This is a genomic window from Acinetobacter halobius (assembly GCF_044130335.1).
Taxonomy (GTDB): domain Bacteria; phylum Pseudomonadota; class Gammaproteobacteria; order Pseudomonadales; family Moraxellaceae; genus Acinetobacter.
The window spans coordinates 154,707-176,327 of record NZ_JBIQOD010000003.1 but is presented as its reverse complement, the minus strand read 5'-3'; the positions used below and the strand labels follow the sequence as shown (position 1 = coordinate 176,327).

16 protein-coding genes are annotated in these 21,621 nt (G+C 39.6%); 14 read left to right on the top strand and 2 right to left on the bottom strand.

Annotated elements, in window-relative coordinates; all coding sequences use genetic code 11:
• Positions 1–109 precede the first annotated feature (109 nt).
• From ACE01U_RS04640 to ACE01U_RS04615, 6 genes are all read left to right on the top strand, one after another.
• A complete protein-coding gene (locus ACE01U_RS04640) occupies positions 110–1,756 on the top strand; it encodes an AMP-binding protein (protein WP_395578876.1) in 1,647 nt (548 codons plus the stop codon).
• A gap of 564 nt (positions 1,757–2,320) precedes the next feature.
• Entirely contained in the window at positions 2,321–3,091 is a 771-nt protein-coding gene (locus tag ACE01U_RS04635; protein WP_119062893.1) for a HesA/MoeB/ThiF family protein, read from the top strand.
• 57 nt (positions 3,092–3,148) lie between these two features.
• Positions 3,149–4,447 carry an ABC1 kinase family protein gene (locus ACE01U_RS04630; protein ID WP_110974157.1) on the top strand — a complete coding sequence of 433 codons (1,299 nt, stop codon included), beginning with the start codon at positions 3,149–3,151 and terminating at the stop codon, positions 4,445–4,447.
• A gap of 146 nt (positions 4,448–4,593) precedes the next feature.
• Positions 4,594–4,974 carry a dihydroneopterin aldolase gene (folB, locus tag ACE01U_RS04625; RefSeq protein WP_151706690.1) on the top strand — a complete coding sequence of 127 codons (381 nt, stop codon included), beginning with the start codon at positions 4,594–4,596 and terminating at the stop codon, positions 4,972–4,974.
• Complete coding sequence (locus ACE01U_RS04620; protein WP_151706689.1) at positions 4,931–5,374, top strand: 2-amino-4-hydroxy-6-hydroxymethyldihydropteridine diphosphokinase; 444 nt, start codon at positions 4,931–4,933, stop codon at positions 5,372–5,374. The genes folB and ACE01U_RS04620 overlap by 44 nt, the downstream gene beginning before the upstream one ends.
• Before the next feature lie 73 nt (positions 5,375–5,447).
• Positions 5,448–6,005: a hypothetical protein gene (locus ACE01U_RS04615; protein ID WP_228199368.1), complete on the top strand. Its 558-nt coding sequence runs from the start codon at positions 5,448–5,450 to the stop codon at positions 6,003–6,005.
• Between the two features lie 65 nt (positions 6,006–6,070).
• Here ACE01U_RS04615 and coq7 read toward each other — a convergent pair whose 3' ends face one another.
• Together coq7 and ACE01U_RS04605 are read right to left on the bottom strand one after the other, a co-directional pair.
• Positions 6,071–6,706: a 2-polyprenyl-3-methyl-6-methoxy-1,4-benzoquinone monooxygenase gene (coq7, locus tag ACE01U_RS04610; RefSeq protein ID WP_004696505.1), complete on the bottom strand. Its 636-nt coding sequence runs from the start codon at positions 6,704–6,706 to the stop codon at positions 6,071–6,073.
• A 4-nt stretch (positions 6,707–6,710) separates the two neighbouring features.
• On the bottom strand, positions 6,711–8,030 hold the full coding sequence (locus ACE01U_RS04605) for an MFS transporter (RefSeq protein ID WP_086207709.1): 1,320 nt from the start codon (positions 8,028–8,030) through the stop codon (positions 6,711–6,713).
• Positions 8,031–8,206: 176 nt separating this feature from the next.
• Here ACE01U_RS04605 and ACE01U_RS04600 point away from each other — a divergent pair, with 176 nt between their 5' ends.
• The 8 genes from ACE01U_RS04600 (at position 8,207) to ACE01U_RS04565 (ending at position 21,576) form a co-directional block, all read left to right on the top strand.
• Positions 8,207–10,960, top strand: a complete 2,754-nt coding sequence (locus tag ACE01U_RS04600; RefSeq protein WP_395578816.1) for an autotransporter assembly complex protein TamA — start codon at positions 8,207–8,209, stop codon at positions 10,958–10,960.
• Positions 10,961–10,984: 24 nt separating this feature from the next.
• Positions 10,985–15,499, top strand: a complete 4,515-nt coding sequence (locus ACE01U_RS04595) for a translocation/assembly module TamB domain-containing protein (protein WP_395578815.1) — start codon at positions 10,985–10,987, stop codon at positions 15,497–15,499.
• Between the two features lie 198 nt (positions 15,500–15,697).
• Positions 15,698–15,901: a hypothetical protein gene (locus ACE01U_RS04590; protein WP_086207640.1), complete on the top strand. Its 204-nt coding sequence runs from the start codon at positions 15,698–15,700 to the stop codon at positions 15,899–15,901.
• A 144-nt stretch (positions 15,902–16,045) separates the two neighbouring features.
• Positions 16,046–16,480 (top strand): I78 family peptidase inhibitor, encoded by a 435-nt coding sequence (locus ACE01U_RS04585; RefSeq protein WP_395578814.1) that lies wholly within the window; start codon positions 16,046–16,048, stop codon positions 16,478–16,480.
• 108 nt (positions 16,481–16,588) lie between these two features.
• Complete coding sequence (locus tag ACE01U_RS04580) at positions 16,589–16,948, top strand: hypothetical protein (RefSeq protein ID WP_395578813.1); 360 nt, start codon at positions 16,589–16,591, stop codon at positions 16,946–16,948.
• 119 nt (positions 16,949–17,067) lie between these two features.
• Complete coding sequence (locus tag ACE01U_RS04575) at positions 17,068–17,337, top strand: hypothetical protein (protein WP_395578812.1); 270 nt, start codon at positions 17,068–17,070, stop codon at positions 17,335–17,337.
• A gap of 293 nt (positions 17,338–17,630) precedes the next feature.
• Positions 17,631–20,270: a bifunctional aconitate hydratase 2/2-methylisocitrate dehydratase gene (locus ACE01U_RS04570; protein WP_110974152.1), complete on the top strand. Its 2,640-nt coding sequence runs from the start codon at positions 17,631–17,633 to the stop codon at positions 20,268–20,270.
• A 124-nt stretch (positions 20,271–20,394) separates the two neighbouring features.
• A complete protein-coding gene (locus ACE01U_RS04565; protein WP_395578811.1) occupies positions 20,395–21,576 on the top strand; it encodes a putative phage abortive infection protein in 1,182 nt (393 codons plus the stop codon).
• The last annotated feature ends 45 nt before the right edge of the window (positions 21,577–21,621 follow it).

The window sequence follows — 21,621 nt, the reverse complement described above, 5'->3', positions numbered from 1 at the left end:
CAAACAATAAGGACTGACAATGAGGTCAGTTCAACGCTTAAAACGATAAAGAACATGGACGGCCAAAGTGGATTTGGCCTTTTAAAATGGATAATACGAGGTTGTCGTGATGAAGACATTAGAACAAGCCCATCAAGAATTTAACTATGAGCAACTGATTCAAGAACAATTGGTCGGTCAACCCAATGCAATGAATGCCTATATTGAGTGTTGTCAGCGTTATGTCGGGCAGCAAAAAATAGCACTCATTTGGGAAGGAAAAAATGGAGAGTCTGAGCAATGGAGTTTTGAACAGCTCGATGTTGCCTCAGCACAGTTGGCAAATTATTTTAAACATATTGGCATTCAAGTGGGTGATTGCATCGCAGGGCTGTTACCGCGTACGCCAGAACTATTGATTACGATTTTAGCAACATGGCGGATCGGTGCAATTTATCAACCTCTGTTCACCGCTTTTGAGTCGAAGGCGATTGAACATCGAGTTTTAACTGCGAATACTAAATTGATTGTGACCAATGCAGAGCAACGTCCAAAGTTAAATCATGTTGAAGTCAAACATATTCTGACTGTGAATGCGGGAATAAATTTCACCAGTAATGAAGCTGATTTTTGGCAGGAAGCAGAACAACAGTCCGATCAATGTGAAGCTGTTTTACGTAGCTTTGATGATGATTTCCTGATGATGTTTACCTCGGGCACCACAGGTTTGGCGAAATCAGTGCCTGTCCCTTTAAAAGCAGTTTTGGCTTTTAAGGGCTATATGCAATATGCGGTAGATTTAAGAGATGATGATTCATTCTGGAATTTAGCCGATCCGGGCTGGGCTTATGGGTTGTACTATGGAATCACAGGCCCGCTCAGCTTGGGGCATAGCATCATTATGGATGAGCGTGCATTTAGCGTGGATCATGCGGTTGAGGTTATTAAAAAGTATCGTGTCAGTAACTTAACGGGGTCGCCTACAGCTTTTCGAATGTTCTTCGGTTTCAAAGAAAAGTTTGATCCTTCCATTAAAACTCACTTACGTGCCGTCAGTAGTGCAGGTGAGCCTTTGACCCCAGAAGTGATTCATTGGTTCAATAATGATCTGAACGTCAACATTTATGACCAGTATGGACAAACTGAGTTGGGCATGGTGATTGCCAACCATCATGCACTGGAGCATGAGAAAAAAGTCGGGTCGGCAGGCTTTGCCAATCCTGGACACCGCTTTGCTGTACTGGATGCGAACCACCAAGAAGTGAAGCGCGGAGAGATTGGAACGTTGGCGATAGACTTTAGCCAGTCACCACTGACATGGTTTAAGGGCTATGGTGGCAATAATCGAAAGTCCTTTGTGGGACAGTATTATTTAACTGGTGATACGGTCAAACTGAATGAAATTGGCGGTGTCGATTTTGTTGGACGTGCTGACGATGTCATTACAACGTCAGGCTATCGAGTTGGGCCTTTTGATGTCGAAAGTACTTTGCTTGAGTGTGTAGAGGTTTTAGAGTCGGCTGTGATTGGTAAGCCTGACCCAGAACGCACTGAAGTGGTGAAAGCTTTTGTGGTGCTGAAACCTCAGTACCAAGCCTCTAAAGAATTGGATAGCAAACTCCAAGCCTATGTGCGTTCACGTTTATCTAAACATGCATATCCGAAAGAGATTGAGTTTGTTGAAAGCTTGCCGAAAACGTCGAGTGGCAAAATTCAACGTAATTTACTGAAACAGCAAGAAGTGGCAAAGATACAAACCATACAAGCTGCAATTTAATTTAAAAATAAAAGGGTCTTAGTGGTAAGTCGAATTCGCAGTAATTGTTGATCTAACCGATTGAAAAAAATTATCTTGGCGGAGTTTTATCGAATTTTCATCCAATTTTGTCATTAGCCTGCTGCTCGCCCTACTTTTGTTTCGGCAAAAGTAGGCAAAACCATTGTCACCTGCAAAACCTGTTCTTTTCTTGGATTTATTAAAAGATATCGAAGAAACATTATCTTGCTTAGACCATGCAGGTTGCAGATGACATTTTCGCGTATCATATTTTTTGTTGAACTCTAATTAGAATTAAAGCCAGTCAGTTCTAAATAGGCTGGCTTTTCTTTGCTCCATTTATAGTGATATGTGACCTGTGGGAACACTGCCTGAAATATAGCTAGATGTATAAATAGCCTAAGTAAATTTAACTAGGCAACTACTATGATTCAATATCCGTAATTTAAAAATGAAAAGATGAGCCATTTGAAGCACATCGCATTTATTGAATTTGTGCATAGCCAATCTTAGTTTCATAGTTATAATTCGACATCAATATTTTCTTTAGCAAAAGGCTGAATCATGGACGAGTTAGATGAAAGTCTAGAACTCAGTAATGCTGAAATGCATCTCTATAGCCGCCAAATTTTATTGGACGGATGGGATATAGAGGCACAAGAAAAACTCAAGTTAGCCAATGTACTCATCGTGGGTTGTGGAGGCATCGGTTGTTTGACTGCGGAGTTACTGGCACGTGCTGGCGTAGGGCAAATCACTCTGATTGATGCAGATACGATCGAAGTAAGCAATCTGCAAAGACAGATTGCCTATGTAGAAAACAATGTCGGTTTCTATAAAGCAGAGGTTTTGGCCCAGCGTTTAAAGCAGATCAATCCCTATATTCAAGTCCATGCGCATACTGTAAAGCTTGATACATCTAATGCAGCTCGCTTAATTGTTGGTCAAGACCTAGTTCTTGATGGTTGTGATAATTTTACGACGCGGTATTTGGTCAATCAGCAGTGTAAAGCGGCCAATATTCCACTCATCAGTGCATCAGCTATTGGTTTTCAAGGGCAACTCTTTATGGTGGAAGGTGAGTCCGCTTGCTATGAATGTCTGTTCCCGAAAGAAGAACATGAAAATGAAAGCCTACGCTGTGCAGATTCGGGCGTTCTTGCCACCACTCCGAACGTAATGGCTAGTCTTCAAGCGCATCATGCACTTTTATACTTAGGTTTAAATGTCTCCGCACTCAAACAACGCCTGTTGCTTTGGGATGGCTTAAGTATGAAACAACGTTTGCTTGCTTTCGAAAAAGATACAGATTGTCCAGTTTGTCAGGCAAGATAAGCCTGCAATTTTTTCATTCTTTGATACACTCAATACAATTTATTTTTGACCGATATTATGAAAAACAATATCTTTTTAGATGGACTGCGCTCTGTTGCCCGTGTTGGGGAAACAGCAGTCATTGCAGCGCGTGCAGGTATTAAGTACGCAACTGAAAAACCAAGTAATGCCAAACTGATGCGTGAAACCTTTGAGTCTTTGGGTTCAACCTATATCAAGTTGGGTCAGTTTATTGCCAGTACACCTTCACTTTTTCCACGTGAATACGTTGAAGAATTCCAAGGCTGTTTAGACCAAACCCCATCTTTACCGTTTAGTTATGTACAAGGGGTTTTGGCGTCTGAGTTTGAAGGTCGAAATCTGTCTGAGATTTTTGCATCAATTGATGAAACACCGTTAGCTTCGGCATCTATTGCCCAAGTCCATGCCGCAAAACTGGTAACGGGCGAAGATGTAGTGATTAAAGTGCAAAAGCCAGGTGTAGAAACAATTCTCTATACTGACTTAAATGTGCTGCACTGGGCAACCAAGGTCTTGGAAAAAGCGGTGCCTAAAGTCAAATTTGCATCTCTTGCAGACATTGTAGAAGAAATCAAAACCCGCATGGTTCGTGAAGTCGATTTTATTGAAGAAGCCAGTAATCTGGATGACTTTGTGAACTATCTCAATATCACACAAAACCATAAAGCCATGGCACCGAAGGTCTATCACCAATATTCGACTCGCCGTGTGCTGACCATGCAACGGTTATATGGTGTACCATTAACCGATTTTAATGTGGTGAAACAGCGTTGCAAAGATCCATCACAAGTCCTGATTACTGCCATGAATACATGGTTTGGTAGTCTGATGATGTGTAATAGCTTCCATGCTGACTTACACGCTGGAAACTTGATGTTGCTTGATGATGGTCGTGTCGGTTTTATTGACTTTGGAATTGTGGGCCAGTTGAAACCTGAAGTCTGGACAGCTTGTATCGCCTTTATGGATGCCTTACAAAAAACCGATTATGCACTCATGGCGGAAAACATGCTGAAAATGGGCATGACCGCAGTGCAGATTGATACGCAAGTGTTGGCCGCAGATCTTGAGCGTTTATTTAGTGGTGTGCTGTTGGCAGATCCGCAAGAATTGCTGAGTTCAAACCCAGCAGATTTGAATGACATTATGATGGATATGGTCGCAGTGGGCGAGCGTCACGGCATTCGCTTCCCACGTGATTTTGCCTTGTTATTTAAACAGATGCTGTATTTCGATCGTTTCATGCGCATCCTTGCACCGTATACCGACATCTATGCTGACCAGCGTTTGCAAATGGTGCAAACTATCGACCCAAATGTGTTGTTAAAAAACTAAATTCTTTTGAAGCACATTCTCCAAAAAATCCCTTTCAGTCCTTCTTTTGAAAAGAGGGACTGAAAAACGCTTTCCTGTTAAAGGGGTGAGAAACATGGTTTCGTAATGCAGGAATTAAAAAGTCAAAATCGGTTAAAGGTAATAATGTGGACGCAATTATCATTGAAGGTTTAAAAGTTGAAACAGTGATTGGCTGTTTTAACTGGGAACGTCAGATTATTCAGCCTTTAATGTTGGATATGATTATTCAAACAGATTTGGAGCAAGCATCAAACTCAGATGACTTAGACCATACCTTAAATTATGCTGAAATTTGTGAAATCGCGGCAAAGGTTATTCAAGAAGCCAAGCCTGAACTGATTGAACATGCGGCAAAGTTGGTCATCAACGCACTTTTTTCTACCTTTCATGCGATTGAATCAATTAATATTACCATCCGTAAGCCTGCCATTATCGCGCAAGCAAATTCTGTAGGAATTCGTCTTGAACGCCACCGAAACGATTTTCGCCTTAGCTCTGGCGAGTAATAATAACCCTCAGCAACATTTTTTATATGCCTCTGATGAGTTATCTAAAATTGGGCAGTTGCAATTTTCGAACATTTATTTAATTCCATGTCGTGATGGTGTCGGAGCAGATTATTGGAATGCAGCGTGTTTGCTGAAATCAACTTTGTCTGCTTCTGAGATTTCAGTCCTGCTGAAAAAAATGGAAAATGCCTCTGGACGAATTCGTCCATCGCATCAAATTGCTTTGGATGTTGATTTGATTGCATGGGGTGACAACCTAGAGCATATGCAATTTAATCCTAAGAAACTGCCTTTGGCTTTAGATGTTAAAATTCCAATGTTTGATGTGTGGAAGGATGCTGCCTTTCAACATGCAGAGCATACATTTCCAACGGTCAGTTGTTTAGAAACCAATTAACATATTGAAGTGTGATTGCATTTATAACTGCTTTAAGATGTATATAAAAATACAATTCAAAGCGAGTTATTTCATGAAAATACAAATTTTGAGTGCGCTTTTTTTAGCAATGCTTGTAGCGGGTTGTCAATCAAATCCATCAAACATGGTTGAAGCGGAATCAGATCTGACTTCAGTAGTGACAAGTACAGTTGGGAATGAAGTCTCAGCATCGAAATCTGCTGAAAATAAAGCGCTAGAGCAGGCGGTGCATGCCTATACGCAAGATCAGTCAAATTATCAAACTAATACTTTTGATTTGAATCAGGATGGTCTGGCTGATGCAGTGGTACTGCTGGATGGTTCAGAATGGTGTGGTTCTGGTGGATGTACTTTATTGGTCTTTAAAGGACTTGCTAATGGACGCTTCCAACCACATAGCAAAATGACCGTATCATCTACCCCAATTTATGCTTTAAGTACACAGACGCAAGGTTGGCATGATTTGTCGGTTTACACACGTGGTTTAGGACAGGTCATACTCAAGTTCAACGGAAAAAGTTATCCATCCAACCCTTCATTGGCAACTAAATATACAGCGAATTTGAAACAAGTAAGCAATACCTTATTGTTGCCGATCGTTGTGGAATAACTCAGAACTAAGTCAATAAAAAAGCAGTGGTGATTCCACTGCTTTTTTATTTAAACCCTTGTTGTTTAAATAAAATAACTGGTCTTGGTCATGAGTTTTGATATAGCCGTCATGGTGATTTTGACAGGAATAGGTAAATCGACACCGCCAGCATTTAGTGCTGTATCACGGTGATGTAATTCATCTTCATTCATTTGTACAAGGATATTGCGTGAACGATCATCTTGAGCAGGGAGTTGGCTGATGTGGTGTTGTAAATGCAGACTGACTTGGCGCTCCGTTTCTGCAACAAAACCTAAGCTATATTTATCGCCTGCAATGCCTGCGATTGCGCCCATACCAAAAGACAAACCATACCAAATTGGATTGAGCAGACTGGTATGGCTATCCAGTTCTTTTAAGCGGTCTTCACACCATGCGAGATGGTCTTGTTCTTCAATCGCGGCTTGTTCCATTTCACGGCGTACATTTGGCAGTTTTGCAGTTAAGGCCTGACCATGATAGAGCGCTTGAGCACAGACTTCGCCACTATGGTTGACTCGCATTAAACCAGCAACATGACGCGCTTCACTGACGGCCAGTTGGGTTTCTACCGCCTTACCTGGGTTCTCGCGTTGAGCAGACGTTGTGCCAGGAACTAAGCTGCGCAGGGCTTGATCAAAAGAATTGATAAATTTATCTATGCCAGTGTAATGACGCATAACTTTAGTCCTCTAACTCAGGTTGTACAGTTTTTAGCATAGGCTTAAGTCGATATAACAACCATACTGTAAAAACTGCACTTAATATAGCGGTAATGCTGAAAAGTATTTTAATATCAATCTTTAAAACACTTAAAATGATAATCGAAAATACAGCAGATGACACCATAAACACCGCATTTAAAATGTTGTTTGCGGCAACAACACGTGCACGGTGTGACCGCGGAGAATACGCTTGCATCATGGCATACAAGGGTACAATATAAAAACCACCACTAATGCCAAGCAAAGTCACTGCGAGCATGACATGATAGTAAACCATACCGTGGTTGAACATATCGCTAACATTGAGCATTGCCCCTGTACGTTCTGGGACATAAGCGAGACTCAAGGCCAAATAAAAGGCAAATAAAGTCAGTCCAATAGCACCCACAGGCACCATTTTTATATTTACTTCTGAACCACCAATCTTACGGCATAACAGCGAACCGACCCCAATGCCGACAGAGAAAAAGGTCAAGAGTAGACTTACGACATTTTCTGAAGCGTGTAGATTTTGCAAGGTCAACTGCGGAATTTGAGTGAGGTAGGTCGCCCCATAAAACCAATACCATGAATTCCCCAGTAAAACCATAAAAATGAGGGGCAGGCTTTTGGCATATTGAAGTGTTTGAAAACTGGTTCTAAAGAAATTCCAGTCGATCTTTAAATCGGGTGCGCTGACTTTTTGTTTTAAAATATAGCGGCTAGAGAAATAACCCAAAATAGCAATCGTAACCACAGTCAGGCTAATCCAAAACAAATTGCCATTTGACGCTGAAATGACCGCACCACCTAAAATCATGCCCACCAATATGGCAATAGATGTACCTGATTGGAACAATGCGTTGCCAGACATGAGTTCATTTGGCTTGAGAATCTCAGGTAAAATGGCGTATTTGATTGGGCCAAAGAAGGTGGAGTGTGTGCCCATCATAAATAAAGCCAACAACAGCAACCATAGATTTCCCAATAAGAATCCTGCTGAGCCAATCAGCATAATCACAATTTCTAAAATTTTAATGCCGCGAATCAACTGTGAGCGTTCAAATTTGTCAGCAATTTGTCCTGCTGTTGCGGAGAAAATAAAGTAAGGTAGGATAAATAAAAGTGCAGCTAGATTATTGAGTGTACTTACACTGGCTGCTTGTTGATTAATCCATCCATAAGTAATGACTAAAAGCAAAGCTTGTTTATAAACATTGTCGTTTAATGCACCAAAGAATTGGGTAATAAACATGGGAAGAAAGCGACGGGTACTTAATAGATGTTCATTGTTTTTCATGCTTTTTGCACTGCATTAAGTTTTATTAAGAAATGTGACTAATTGCTCAATCGTTCAATAAAATCATGTAAGATATTTAAAACCTGAAATTGGGTAAAATAATCAATAGATTTCAGTTCTTTTGGGTCATTTCATTAGAGCAAATCCATAAAGATTAAATAAATTTAGAGTTTTCTATGCTTGCCAAAACAAATTTTAAAAAGTCGACTCTTTCATTGAGTATGAATTCTTTCATACCGTGGCATCATAACAATAAATATTTATGCCTGAGTATCTTTTTAACGCTTTTGTCACAAGCAAGTTTTGCAGAAACGCCTGTTGCTATTGAGCCAAGCAGTGTGCAAGTGAATACGCAAACAAATGCACAAATGACTGAAGAGATTAAAAAAGAAGCGATTCTTCAGGGGGTGAGCAGTACTGAAGTATTACAGAAAGTTAAAAATATGGCGGTTGAACCTACTGTTCCAGACAGTATGCAAATGTTGCAACAGCAACAAACTTCTTTAAAAAACTTAGCTGAATTTGCACCAATTCAATTTGAAGACCTTGAGGATTTGCCTGATGTTCAAGTTGATCAGAATATGGCAAATGATATTTATCAGGTAGCAGAGCAAGCCAAAGCAGAAGCACAGGCCTACCGCAGTGGTCAAAAGAAAGAGCTTGTCGTGGCAGATGCGACACAGCAGGAAATGGCTGAGATTAATCAAGCACCTGTTAATGTCGACGATTTGATGCGAAATATTCAGGCGGATAGTCAAATTTCGGTAGAGGCAAATACCGCCGGAAATACCTTAGATTTTGACATGAGTACCGAAGAGAAAATCGCCAAAGAACCGAATTTCTTTAAACGGATGCTCTATAAGATTCGACCACCAAAAGAAATGGATAGCGCCAAAGTTCCACGGATCAGTGCTGATGTTGAAATTATCAATGCAAAATATGAAGGTGAGATATCGAATAAAGCTTATCAAGCAGCATTGGTTAATTTAAAAGACAATATTAAGGGCAAGTTATCGAGTTTCACCCAAGAATCTTTTGATGATTTCCCATCGGCATTACCGCAACTTCGTACACTGTCGAATCAAGCAGCGCAAGCGGTTGGTTTTTATAATGCTGAGTTTAAGTTTGAAAAAACCAGTAGTAGTCGTGTCCGTGTTCAAGTCACGCCGAATACACCCGTTCGTATCGAAGAGCAAAACATTGAATTTAGTGGTGCAGGTGCAAATTTACCGCAGTTCCAAGTGATACGGGTTTTGCCTGAACAAGACGTGGGCGATGTATTAAATCATGGCTTATATGAGTCAACTAAAGGACGAGTCAATGAGGCTGCAAGTAATAACGGTTTCTTTGATAGTTATTGGCGCTTACACGATGTGAAAGTGGAACAACCACAAAATACAGCAGATATTAACCTGCGTTTTGAGACAGGCAGTCGTTATAAGCTGGGCGACGTAGAGTTTGTAATGAGTGATCCCGATAAGCCGCTACCAATTGATCTAGATGTTTTACAAAGTCTAGTGACATGGGAGCCCGGGGCGGATTATACCTTTTGGCGTGTAAATGGTTTGGCCAACAATTTGACCAACTCACGTTACTTTAACTATAGTTTGGTAGATGCTGTTCGACCAGATCCAGTTGAAATGCCAAGCGAATTACCTCCTGATTTGCAGAAATTGGTCGATGAACAGCAACTTTCTCGTCAAGATGTTTTGGCTCAGGAAAAACAACAGGTTGTGTCAAATCGTGAAGTGACTCAGTCTGTCGTAAGCGAAACTCAGTTTGCAGGTGTGAATGATGTAGAACAAAATCAAGCACAAGCGGCATTAAAAACTGCACAAGAATTAAAACAAAGCGAAGAAGAACGTCTAAAAATTGAAGCGCGAGATACAAAGGTCATCCCTGTTAAAGTCACGTTAAATGCCGATCAATTGAATAGCGCTGAACTGGGTGCTGGTTATGGTAGTGATACAGGTGCTCGTTTACGTGCGCAATATCGCCGTGCCATTGTTAACAATCGTGGCCACTCGTTTGATGCGAACTTAGAACTTTCACAAATCCGTCAGTCTATTGACGGTCGATATAACATCCCCTATAAGCATCCATTGAATGACTATGTGAGCCTTGTGGGTGGTTATGAGCGTGAAGAACAAGATGATGTTGGACAGGGCGTAAGTTTACAAACTGAATCAGCAGTTATTGGTGCAGACCGTGTTATTAAAAATCCGATGGGAAATTGGCAACATACCTATGGTGTGCGTTATCGTTTAGATCGTTTAACCCAAAAAGGGGTTGCAGATGAAGACGATATTCCAGATGCCTTTATTGCAAATGACGACCCTGAGCAAGAGTCACTGCTATTTGGTTATGAAATTTCCAGAATTGATAGCGATAAACGTGTCAATCCAAGTAAGGGCATTAAACAAACTTATAAGCTTGAACTGGGGAGTGAAAGCCTACTCTCAGATGCAGACATGGCAATTGTGAATGCAGGATGGCGTTTTATTTATTCATTGGGTGAAAATGATAATCACCAATTCGTAGGACGTGGAGATCTCGGTTATATCTTTACTCAAGACTTTAGTAAAGTACCATATAACTTACGTTACTTTACGGGTGGCGACCAAGGTATTCGTGGTTTTGATTATAAGAGTTTATCTCCAACTGTGGACGGGTTTAAAGTAGGTGGTCAAGCCTTAGCTGTAGGTTCAATGGAATACAACTATCAATTTAAGGAAGGCTGGCGTGCAGCTATTTTTAGTGACTTTGGTAATGCGTATGATAAAGATTTTAGCAATGACACCGAATACAGTGTTGGTTTAGGCATTCGTTGGGCATCACCGATTGGTCCAATTCGTATTGATGTAGCATCAGGGATTTCAGATGACAGTCATCCTATCCGTCTACATTTCTTTATCGGTTCATTATTATAAAATTTAGCATTTTTTGGGAAGATTATGGCTGAAGTAGAGCAGCAGCAAGAACCAACACCTACGCCGTTAAAACAACAGCGGCGCATTTTTAGAAGTGTCATTTTGACGCTGATGTTGACACTCATCTTGTTGGTGATATCACTTGCAGTTATGTTTTCTACAGATAGAGGCAGTAAGTTCTTACTCGATCAAGTATTAGAGCGCCAAAAGATTATTAACTATGAATATGAAAGCGGTAATCTGTGGAAAGGTATTATTCTTAAAAATGTAGTGGTCACATTAAAGCCTGTTGATGTCAAAATTGATCGTGCCGATGTCAGTTTGGGGTGGCGCGCTATATTAGATAAAGAAATTCACTTACGTAGAGCTGATGTTCGCAACCTTAGAATTATAACCAAAGGTAAGCCAAGCGATGAACCATTTAAGTTTAATGAAATTAAACTCCCTTTTGTGTTGCGCTTAGATACGGCTGATGTTGATCATTTAAATATTAAAACTGCGACAGGCGCGCATGTTGATTTTTATGATGTACATTTAAATGATGCCTTATGGTCGGGTACAGAGCTTGAGTTTGAAAATTCAAGTATGAATATGGGGTATTTGGCTGTACGTAATGCAACTGGAAAAATGAAATTTTCAGGAAAATATCCGCTTGAAGCGACAGCAATTGCAAACATCCCTTCCTTAAATAACAGTTTAAACGTACATGATATTGCCGTTCATGCCAAAGGTAGCTTAGATACCATTCAAGCGGGTGTTGCGACCCGAACGCCTGACTTACTAACAGGTTGGGCGATTATACATCCCGTACGTAAACATGTGCCGATGCAAGGACAGCTCAAATTTAATCATTATCATGTGCCACTGCTCAGCGATTACAAATTGTATGCTGAAAAAGGTGTTGCTAAATTTGCAGGTGATATTCAACGGTTGGATATCGACTTAAACACAGATTTGAGTGGTAAAGACATTCCTAAAGGCCAATACACTGCTTTGATGCATACCGATTTGGTTCATCAACTTGACATTGATAACCTAAATGCGCAGTTGATGAAGGGTTCTGTTAATGTCGGTGGTGTGGTGAGCTGGAAAGACCATGTTACTTGGAATTTACAAGGTCGTTTGGATAAACTAAATCCTAAAGATGATGTATTGCCTCAAGTTATTTCTGATTTTTTACCGCCCAGCTTAGATGCCAAAATTGCATCGAAGGGTACACTTGAAAAAGGCCTGCATTTAACTGCAAATCTTGACTTTGATCGTTATGAATCATGGCATCTTGCGCTAGACCAAAATCCAGAGAAAAATAATAAAGTCCAGCCAATGTTGATGGATGTCTCTTGGAAAAATATTGATCGCGCCGTACCTTATGTTGGCTGGTTAAGTAGTGCTTCAGGTGATGTAAAACTGGCTTTAGTTGAAGGTCAGCAAGATATTCATGTTGCGACTGTTGTGAGTAAACACGAAAAAGCGACCTTACCTGCGGGTCATTACCTTGCACAGTTAAATCTTAAAAATAATAACTTAAATGTTCCAAGTTTTAGCTATGTTGCAGGCCAAGGAAGTTTAACAGGTAATGCATTTGTTGAGCTTCCAAGTGATAAACGTCAATTAAAATGGAAAGCTGTTTTAAACGCAAAAGACTTTAATCCGCAAACTGTTACAGCAGCAGCACCGATTAATCTATTGAATGGAAAACTTCAAGCTAGTGGGTATGCCAAGCCGAATCAACAGATTATTCAATTACAGGGTATTGATCTGACTGGAAAAATGGTTAGCAACAATGAAACTGTTCACTTAACTGGCAAGTCAACTGCAGCATTGTTGTTTAATGATGAAAAAGCAGGTGGTGGCTTTAAAGGTTATGCTATGAACTATGACGGGGCTTTAAAAGCCAGCCAGCTTGAAGCCAGTCAAGGTACATTAAACCTAAGATTATCAGGAACACCTGAGTTTATTAAAATAACTGAGCTCAAGCATAACGGAGTTGCAGGTCAAATTAATGCCAGTGGTCTGGTGCATTTTATTCACGGCATCACTTGGGATGTGAATGCAGCATTCATTCGTTTCAAGCCACAGTATTTTGCATCGAGTGTCACAGGTGAATTGTCTGGTGTGGTGAAGACGAAAGGCACATGGTCGGATGCTTTAAAGCGAATTAACATTGAAAGTTTAAATTTGGCAGGTACTTTGAATAACAAACCTGTACGTGGTACAGGTAACTTGGCTTTGGTATTAAACTCTAATCAAAAAGGCTTTTTACCTCAGCAGTTTGAAGCGAATAACTTGCTGTTGGCTTATGCTAAAAACCAAATTCAAGCGACGGGTAATGCGCAAAATTTAAGACTGAATATTAATGCACCTGCACTGTATGAAATTTATGCAGGCTTGCGTGGTCGCGCATACGGATATTTAAATGTTCAGTCGCAACCCCGATTAAGAGCAACAGCAAACTTAGCGGTAGATAATTTTGGCTTTAAAGATCTAATAGATATGCGTAAATTGCGTATTATTGGGCAGCTGCCGACATCAGAAACGACACCGTCACTTATGACGGCAAAAATGGAAAGTTTACGTAGTGGTAATCGTGAAATTCAACAAGGTGAAATTTCACTTGCAGGAACACGTAAAGCACATCTATTAAAAGTCACTGCGAAAAATGAAAAGTCCAAATTTTATGTGCAACTTGCTGGTGGCTTTAATAGTCAAAATGATTGGTTAGGGCAAATTCAAAAAGGTGATTTTGACTCTGTGCGTGCGCGTTTGGTTCAGCGCCAAAATGCCTCGGTTATTTATAGTAGCGCGAATACAGATTTACTGATCGGTGCGCATTGTTGGATGAGTCAGCAAAGTCAACTTTGTTTTGATCAACCAATTCGGGTGAGCAAAACACGTGGTAATGTTTCATTTTTAACACAAAATTTAGACTTAAATGATTTTGCTGCATTTATGCCTGAAGGTTTAGCGATTACTGGTAAGCTAAATGGGCATGCAAAAGCGGTTTGGGCACAAGGAGCCAAACCGAAAATTGATGCTCGTCTAGTCACGCGTGATGGCGTGATTGGCTTAGCTGCAGATGATCCACAAGACTTAGGTTCAACACTAAAATATGAACAAGTAGCGTTGGTTGCAAAAAGCGTGGCTGAAGGTCTACAAATCCGTTTGGATGTTAAAACGCCAGAAATTGGCGTGGGATATGCCAATGTGGTTATTGATCCTTACCGTGACAACATGCCTATGCGTGGTGAAATTGCATTTGATCAAGTACAACTCAAAGTCTTTAAGCCATTCATAGCCGATGTACGTTCTATGGGAGGTACACTTTCTTATGCAGGTAAAATCAATGGTACGTTGAAAGCACCATTATTGACGGGGGATGTCCGTTTAAAAGATGGTTCAATTAGCATGATCTCACTGCCAGTGAACTTGACCAATATCCAGCTTTATTCAGCAATTCGCCAAGACCAAGCAACAATCAATGGTGCGTTTAATAGTGGTCGTGGTGTTGGCAAATTAACAGGAACCGTCGACTGGAAGAATGATCCGCGTATTCAGTTGCAGCTGAATGGTGAGAATTTACTTATTCGTCAAGCTCCTTTAATTACGGCATTAGTAACACCTAAAGTTATGCTTGATGTTTTACCATTAAGTAAGAAACTCACTTTAAATGGTGAAATTCAAGTTCCGCGTGCTTTAATTTCAATGCCAGAAGCGTCTGTACCTGTGGTGAATGTATCTTCTGATGTTCGTATAGTCAAAGAAGGGCAAAATCAGTTAGCAATTTTAAATAGTTCTAAACCTTGGGACATCCGTGCTGATGTCATGGTTGGCTTAGGTAATCAGGTCATTTTCCAGGGCTTTAACAGTCGCATTCCATTATTAGGACGTTTGTATTTGTCACAGCGTGGTGCAGAAACTGCTATGCGTGCTAATGGCGCAATTGGGGTTAGTCAACGGGTTAAAATTGAAGCCTATGGTCAAAGTTTAGATTTAAACCGTGCAATTGCGCGTTTCAATGGAGCTCTAAGTAACCCAACTTTAGATATTGATGCAAACAAAGCCGTACAGGGCAGTACGGTTGGAGTACGCGTAACAGGTACGGCAACCTCACCGAATATTCAAGTGTATAACGACGCTGGTTTGTCTGAGCAAGAAGCATTAAATGCATTACTGACCGGACGAATTAATGAAGGTTCTAGTAGCCTAAGCCAAACGGAAGGTTTCAAATCAGATGTTAATAATACGATTGCTGCTGCAGGGATTAGTTTAGGTTTGGGAGGAACACGTGCATTTACCAACCAACTTGGGCGTACTTTTGGATTAAGTGGTTTGGCTTTAGATGCGCAAGGAACTGGCGATGATACTCAAGTGAGTCTGACGGGTTATATCACTCCTGATTTGTATATTCGTTATGGTGTGGGGGTGTTTACTCCTGTGAATAAATTGACATTACGCTATCAAATGAATAAGCGAATGTACTTAGAGGCGAGTCAATCAGTAGAGCGTGCAATAGACTTGTTCTACAATTGGAAGTTCTAACGCATCTATTTCCAGATAAGCCTACATCAATGTAGGCTTATCTTCGGTTAAATGGCGCATTATATTTCAGAATAAATAGTCTTTGTGTAGATGAATAAAATCTATAAATAACAGGCAGTAGATACTTAAAATCAATTAAGCCATATTAAAAGTAGGTGTATAGTAAATGGATTAGCTAAATTAAGAGTGAAGATCATAATGCCGATCAAATTTGTAATGCGTTTTGCTGCAATTCTATTTTCCGTTTTAATTTTGGTGGCACTTGCTATTCAATTTTTCTTCGATCCTCACTATACCGTGATTTTTTGGATTTTTTCCGTACCATTCATTTTAGGTACTCCAATTTTAGCTTCGGTCGTTTTAGCGAAAAATGAAGAACTAGATATCCATTCAGTCAACTAAAACAGGCTTAACAAGGCAAGTTTTAAGTATAAGAAGTCCATCTTTTGATGGACTTTTCTTTTTTGTTTAATCTTTTGCAAAACTCGCACAGTTTCATTCGTATTTATTTGCTATGTTGATCTTTTATTTAAAGAAATCCCCTTTATGAAAAAAACTGTAATGTTCGGATTGATTGTGGCAGCTTTGTCTGGTTGTAGTACTGCCCAAAAGAATGACGCAGAAAAGCCGAATATTGGTATGGCTAATCCTGCCAGTACGTACTGTGTTGAACAGGGTGGAAAATTAGAGATTAGAAAAGAGGCCAATGGTGAAGTGGGTTATTGTCATTTACCTAATGGTCAAGTCATTGAAGAATGGGAACTTTTTCGCACTAGTCAGAGTAAATGTGTTACTGAGCAAGCGACAGCCTTAATTGGCCAGTCAAATTTAACCGAAGCGCAAATCAAACAAAAAACCAGTGCGAAGATCGTGCGTTTAGTCCAACCAGGGCAGCCAGTCACGATGGATTATCGTGAAGAACGTGTAACGGTAACAGTCGATCCAAAAACCAATAAAGTAGTTCAAGCAAGCTGCGGTTGATTTGTTCAGTCAAAAAGCCCAAATCTGGGCTTTTTTCACATTTAAAGCAGGGGAGTGGTTCTTCATTTTTAAAAGTTTGATTATGATAGAGCACATAGGAGAGTTGTAATGAAAAAGTTATTTGTTTTGGCTGCTGCCATTGCTTTGGTGGGTTGTGCAGAAAAAAAACCGTTAACGCCAGAAGAGCAATGGCATGGCTATTGTAAAAGTGTAGGAAATGCAGCACGTTCGATTATGCTAGATCGTCAAAATGCAATTGAAAAAGACAAAGCAATTGAACATGCCAATAAAGTAGAAGATGCGACGACCAAAGCATTTATCTTAGATATTATTGAGCATGTATATGCTTTGCCTGAAGCGGATATCAAGAGTGATATTGAAGGGGCACGAGAAAAAATTCGTGTGGCATATACTGAAAAATGTATAGCGACCCCTCATAAAGACATGCCAGATTACAAACCGTTCTAATGAACGGTTTTTTATTTTAAGTTGGTATTCTTTTGTGACAAAACACTAAATCATATATATAGAAAAGCATATAAAAATAAAGAATAATAAAAAGAGAACAAAAACGAGAGGAGCAGAAAATGGAAGTTGTCGGCTATTTAAATCAAGCAGATTTACTCTTGGAAGATGAAAATGGTGTGGCTGTGATTGGTGGAGGGCATTATGTCCTTAGCTTGGGCGATCAGGTTTACTTCAAACACGCGCTTGCTCAGGAACCTACAAGGTTTTTGGTTCAAATTTCTTTTGCAAGTTCTGCGCACCAAAACTTACATGACGACGAAATTCAGATGAAATTTGAAGGCTGCCGTGAAAGTTTCAAACAATATATTCAAGCCACAACAGTACACTAAGGTTGAATACTTATATTTGGAAAAAAAAGGCAACATGAGTTGCCTTTTTGTTTTTAAATGTCAGTCCAAAGTTAATGTGTTAAAGACTGAGCAAATAGCAGTAAATGTGGTATTCATTGTGCAATCGGTATGAACATCATTTAGTTAGAAAATAATGGGCATCACGAAGAAACACGCTGCTTGCATTAACTTTTAACTGGAATTTTAGTAAAATTTAGCAGTCCATATTATTTACGTAGCTTTAATTAAAGCAGGAATACGTAAATAATTTTTTAAAAAAGAGGAATAACACCGTGCTAGAAGCTTACCGCCAACACGTTGCAGAACGTGCCGCACTCGGAGTCCCACCGAAGCCACTTGACGATGCTCAAACAGCTGCATTAGTTGAATTATTAAAAAACCCACCAGCTGGCGAAGAAGCATTTTTAGTTGATTTACTAGAAAACCGTGTTCCAGCGGGTGTTGACCAAGCTGCATACGTTAAAGCTGCATTCTTAGCTGCTTTGGCTAAAGGCGAAGCGACTTCACCACTAGTTTCTAAAGAACGTGCGGTTTACTTACTAGGCACTATGCTTGGTGGTTATAACGTTGCTCCTTTAGTTGCACTTCTTGATGATGCTGAACTTGCTGAATTAGCAGCTGAAGCATTGAAGAAAACGCTTCTTGTATTTGATGCGTTCCATGACGTTGCAGACAAAGCAAAAGCGGGTAACGCGAATGCACAAGCGGTTATGCAATCTTGGGCTGACGCTGAATGGTTCACGACTCGTAAAGACGTTCCTACTGAAATCAAACTGACAGTTTTCAAAGTTACTGGCGAAACCAACACTGATGACTTGTCACCTGCACAAGACGCATGGAGCCGTCCAGACATTCCATTGCACGCAAATGCAATGTTGAAAAACGTACGTGACGGTATCAACCCAGAAGTTCCTGGTGAAGTTGGTCCATTAAACCAAATCAAAGACTTGATCGCGAAAGGCAACCAAGTTGCATACGTTGGTGACGTTGTTGGTACAGGTTCATCTCGTAAATCTGCAACTAACTCTGTACTTTGGTTCTTCGGTGACGAAATTGCTCACATCCCGAACAAAAAAGACGGTGGTTACTGCTTAGGTTCTAAAATCGCTCCAATTTTCTTCAACACAATGGAAGATGCTGGCGCGTTGCCAATCGAAATTGATGTTGCAAACATGAACATGGGCGATGAAATCGTTCTTAACATTGATCATGCTGCTGCAAAAGTAACTGCAACTAAAGATGGTGCAGTCATTGCTGATGCTGAACTTAAAACGCCAGTACTTCTAGATGAAGTACGTGCAGGTGGTCGTATCAACTTAATCGTTGGTCGTGGCTTAACTGCTAAAGCACGTGAAGCTTTAGGTCTTGCTCCATCTACTTTATTCCGTACTCCAGTTCAACCTGCTGCTACTGGCAAAGGTTTCACTCAAGCACAGAAAATGGTTGGTCGCGCATGTGGTCTTCCTGAAGGTCAAGGCGTACTTCCAGGTACTTACTGTGAACCTAAGATGACAACTGTTGGTTCGCAAGATACCACTGGTCCAATGACACGTGACGAATTGAAAGACTTGGCTTGCCTAGGTTTCTCTGCTGACCTAGTTATGCAATCTTTCTGTCACACAGCTGCATATCCAAAGCCAGTTGACGTTCAAATGCAACACTCGCTTCCTGATTTCATCATGAACCGTGGCGGTGTATCTCTACGTCCAGGTGACGGTATTATCCACTCTTGGTTAAACCGTATGCTTCTTCCAGATACCGTTGGTACTGGTGGTGACTCACATACACGTTTCCCAATTGGTATTTCATTCCCAGCGGGTTCTGGTCTTGTAGCATTCGCTGCTGCGACTGGTGTTATGCCACTAGATATGCCTGAATCTGTACTTGTTAAGTTCAAAGGTAAAATGCAACCTGGTATCACACTACGTGACCTTGTACATGCAATTCCTTACGTTGCGATTCAGCAAGGTGACTTAACTGTAGAGAAGAAAGGTAAGAAAAACATCTTCTCTGGCCGTATCCTTGAGATCGACTTAACAGAAATGGAAACTGACCTCACTGTTGAACAAGCATTCGAACTTTCTGATGCGTCTGCTGAACGTTCTGCTGCGGGTTGTTCTATTACACTTTCTGAAGAGAAAGTTGCTGAATACTTGAAATCAAACATCACAATGTTGAAGTGGATGATTTCTGAAGGTTATGGCGATGCGCGTACGATGGCTCGTCGTGTAGAGAACATGGAAAAATGGTTAGCGAACCCATCACTTCTTAAAGCTGATGCTGACGCTGAATACACGAAAGTGTATGAAATTGACCTTGCGACAATTACTGAACCAGTTCTTTGCTGCCCGAATGACCCAGATGATGCGAAATTGCTTTCTGATGTTCAAGGCGTGAAAATTGACGAAGTATTCGTTGGTTCATGTATGACTAACATCGGTCACTTCCGCGCAACTGGTAAGTTGTTAGAGAAAGTTCCTGGTGGCGTACTTTCAACTCGTTTGTGGATTGCTCCGCCTACGCGTATGGACGAACGTCAATTGATGGAAGAAGGTTTCTACAATACTTATGGTAAAGCTGGCGCGCGTACTGAAATGCCAGGTTGTTCATTGTGTATGGGTAACCAAGCACGCGTAGCTCCGAACACTACTTGTGTATCGACTTCTACTCGTAACTTCCCGAACCGTTTAGGTCAAGGTGCGAACGTTTACTTAGCGTCTGCTGAACTTGCATCTGTTGCTGCTGTACTTGGTAAATTACCAACTCCAGAAGAATATCAACAGTATGCAGCTCAGATTGATAGCATGTCTGCTGACATCTACCAATACTTAAGCTTCGACAAGATGACAGACTATACTAAACCTGCATCTGAGATTGATACGAAGAAAATTGCTGCTGCTCAATTAACTTAATGAGCTAGGATTAAGAAAAGCCGAAAGGCTTTTCCCTAGCGCAAGAGCAAATCTATGATTTGCTTTGAAAATTAAGCAATAAGCGGTATAAAATAAGGGCTGATTAATTCAGCCCTTATTTTTTATGTGTAATTTTTTTAAAAATTTAGCCAATAAAGAGATTCTAATATTCTTTTTAGTTGTTTTTTTTATTTTTTTTCTAAGTTGTTTCTTTTTTGGTGAAAGTATTTCTAATGTTATTAATCTTATAAATAACTATCCAAGAGTAGCACCTGAAAATGGTGTTTTGATCAATCAGCAAGATAGTTACATAATTCACTTAGGGTATTTGGGTAGCTTTTTACAAGGAAGTATTGGCTTAATAGTATCAATAGTAATAATGTTCACTGTTTTTATTACATTTTCAATAGAAAGAAAACGTGTGAATACTCAGAGATTGGAGGATAGATTTTATCATTTATTAATGATGCACAATGAAAATGTAAAGTCAATGAATATTGATTATAATGGTGGGAGATTGGAGAATTCAAAAGCAATATTAAATATATTTAGAGAGTTAGAGGTTATTGTAAAAATACTAAAAATAAAGGTGTTCATGGAAACTGATGTAGAAAAAATTTTTCAATTGAGTTTTTCTGAAAGAGAAAATAGCTTACTTTCTATAATGTTCTCATATGAAGGCGACTATAAAATTTTTAAAAAAAATAAAGAAATTTGTTCTAGAGCAAATTCTATTATATATGAGGTTTCTTTTTTAATAATGTTTATAGGTTGTGGTGAAAGATCAAGTAAAATATTAAAAAACTACCTATTGAAATTTGATGATATTTTGGATTCAGAGCAAGTGATAAAAATGTTCTCTGATGAAAATTTTAGAGATAAAATAAAAGAGAACTATAAATTTAAATATAAGCTGTTTGGTGGACATCAATCTAGATTGGGACATTATTATAGAAATATGTTCCATGTGGTAAAATTTATTGATTCCAATAGTAATCTATTTTTTGAGGAAAAAGTCTCCTATATAAAGAATTTTAGAGTTCAGTTAAATACCTTTGAGCAAGCTTTACTAATGGTCAATTGTAAAAGTGATTTTGGTAAAGATTGGGAAGGATATATTGTTAAATATAAATTAGTAAAAAATATACCTAAAGATTTTTTTGGAAGTGATTATTGGTTTGATTTAGAAAGTGAAGTTAGAAAAATAGCAACTGAATATAAAGCTTTTATAAAAAAAGAATGTAAACAAGATGTTAATAGCTTTATGATAAGTTATTTCGAGTTCAGTAAACATGGATTAAAATAAATTAAATTTTAGCGAGTATAATTCTTTCTTTTTGATGTTGTTTTT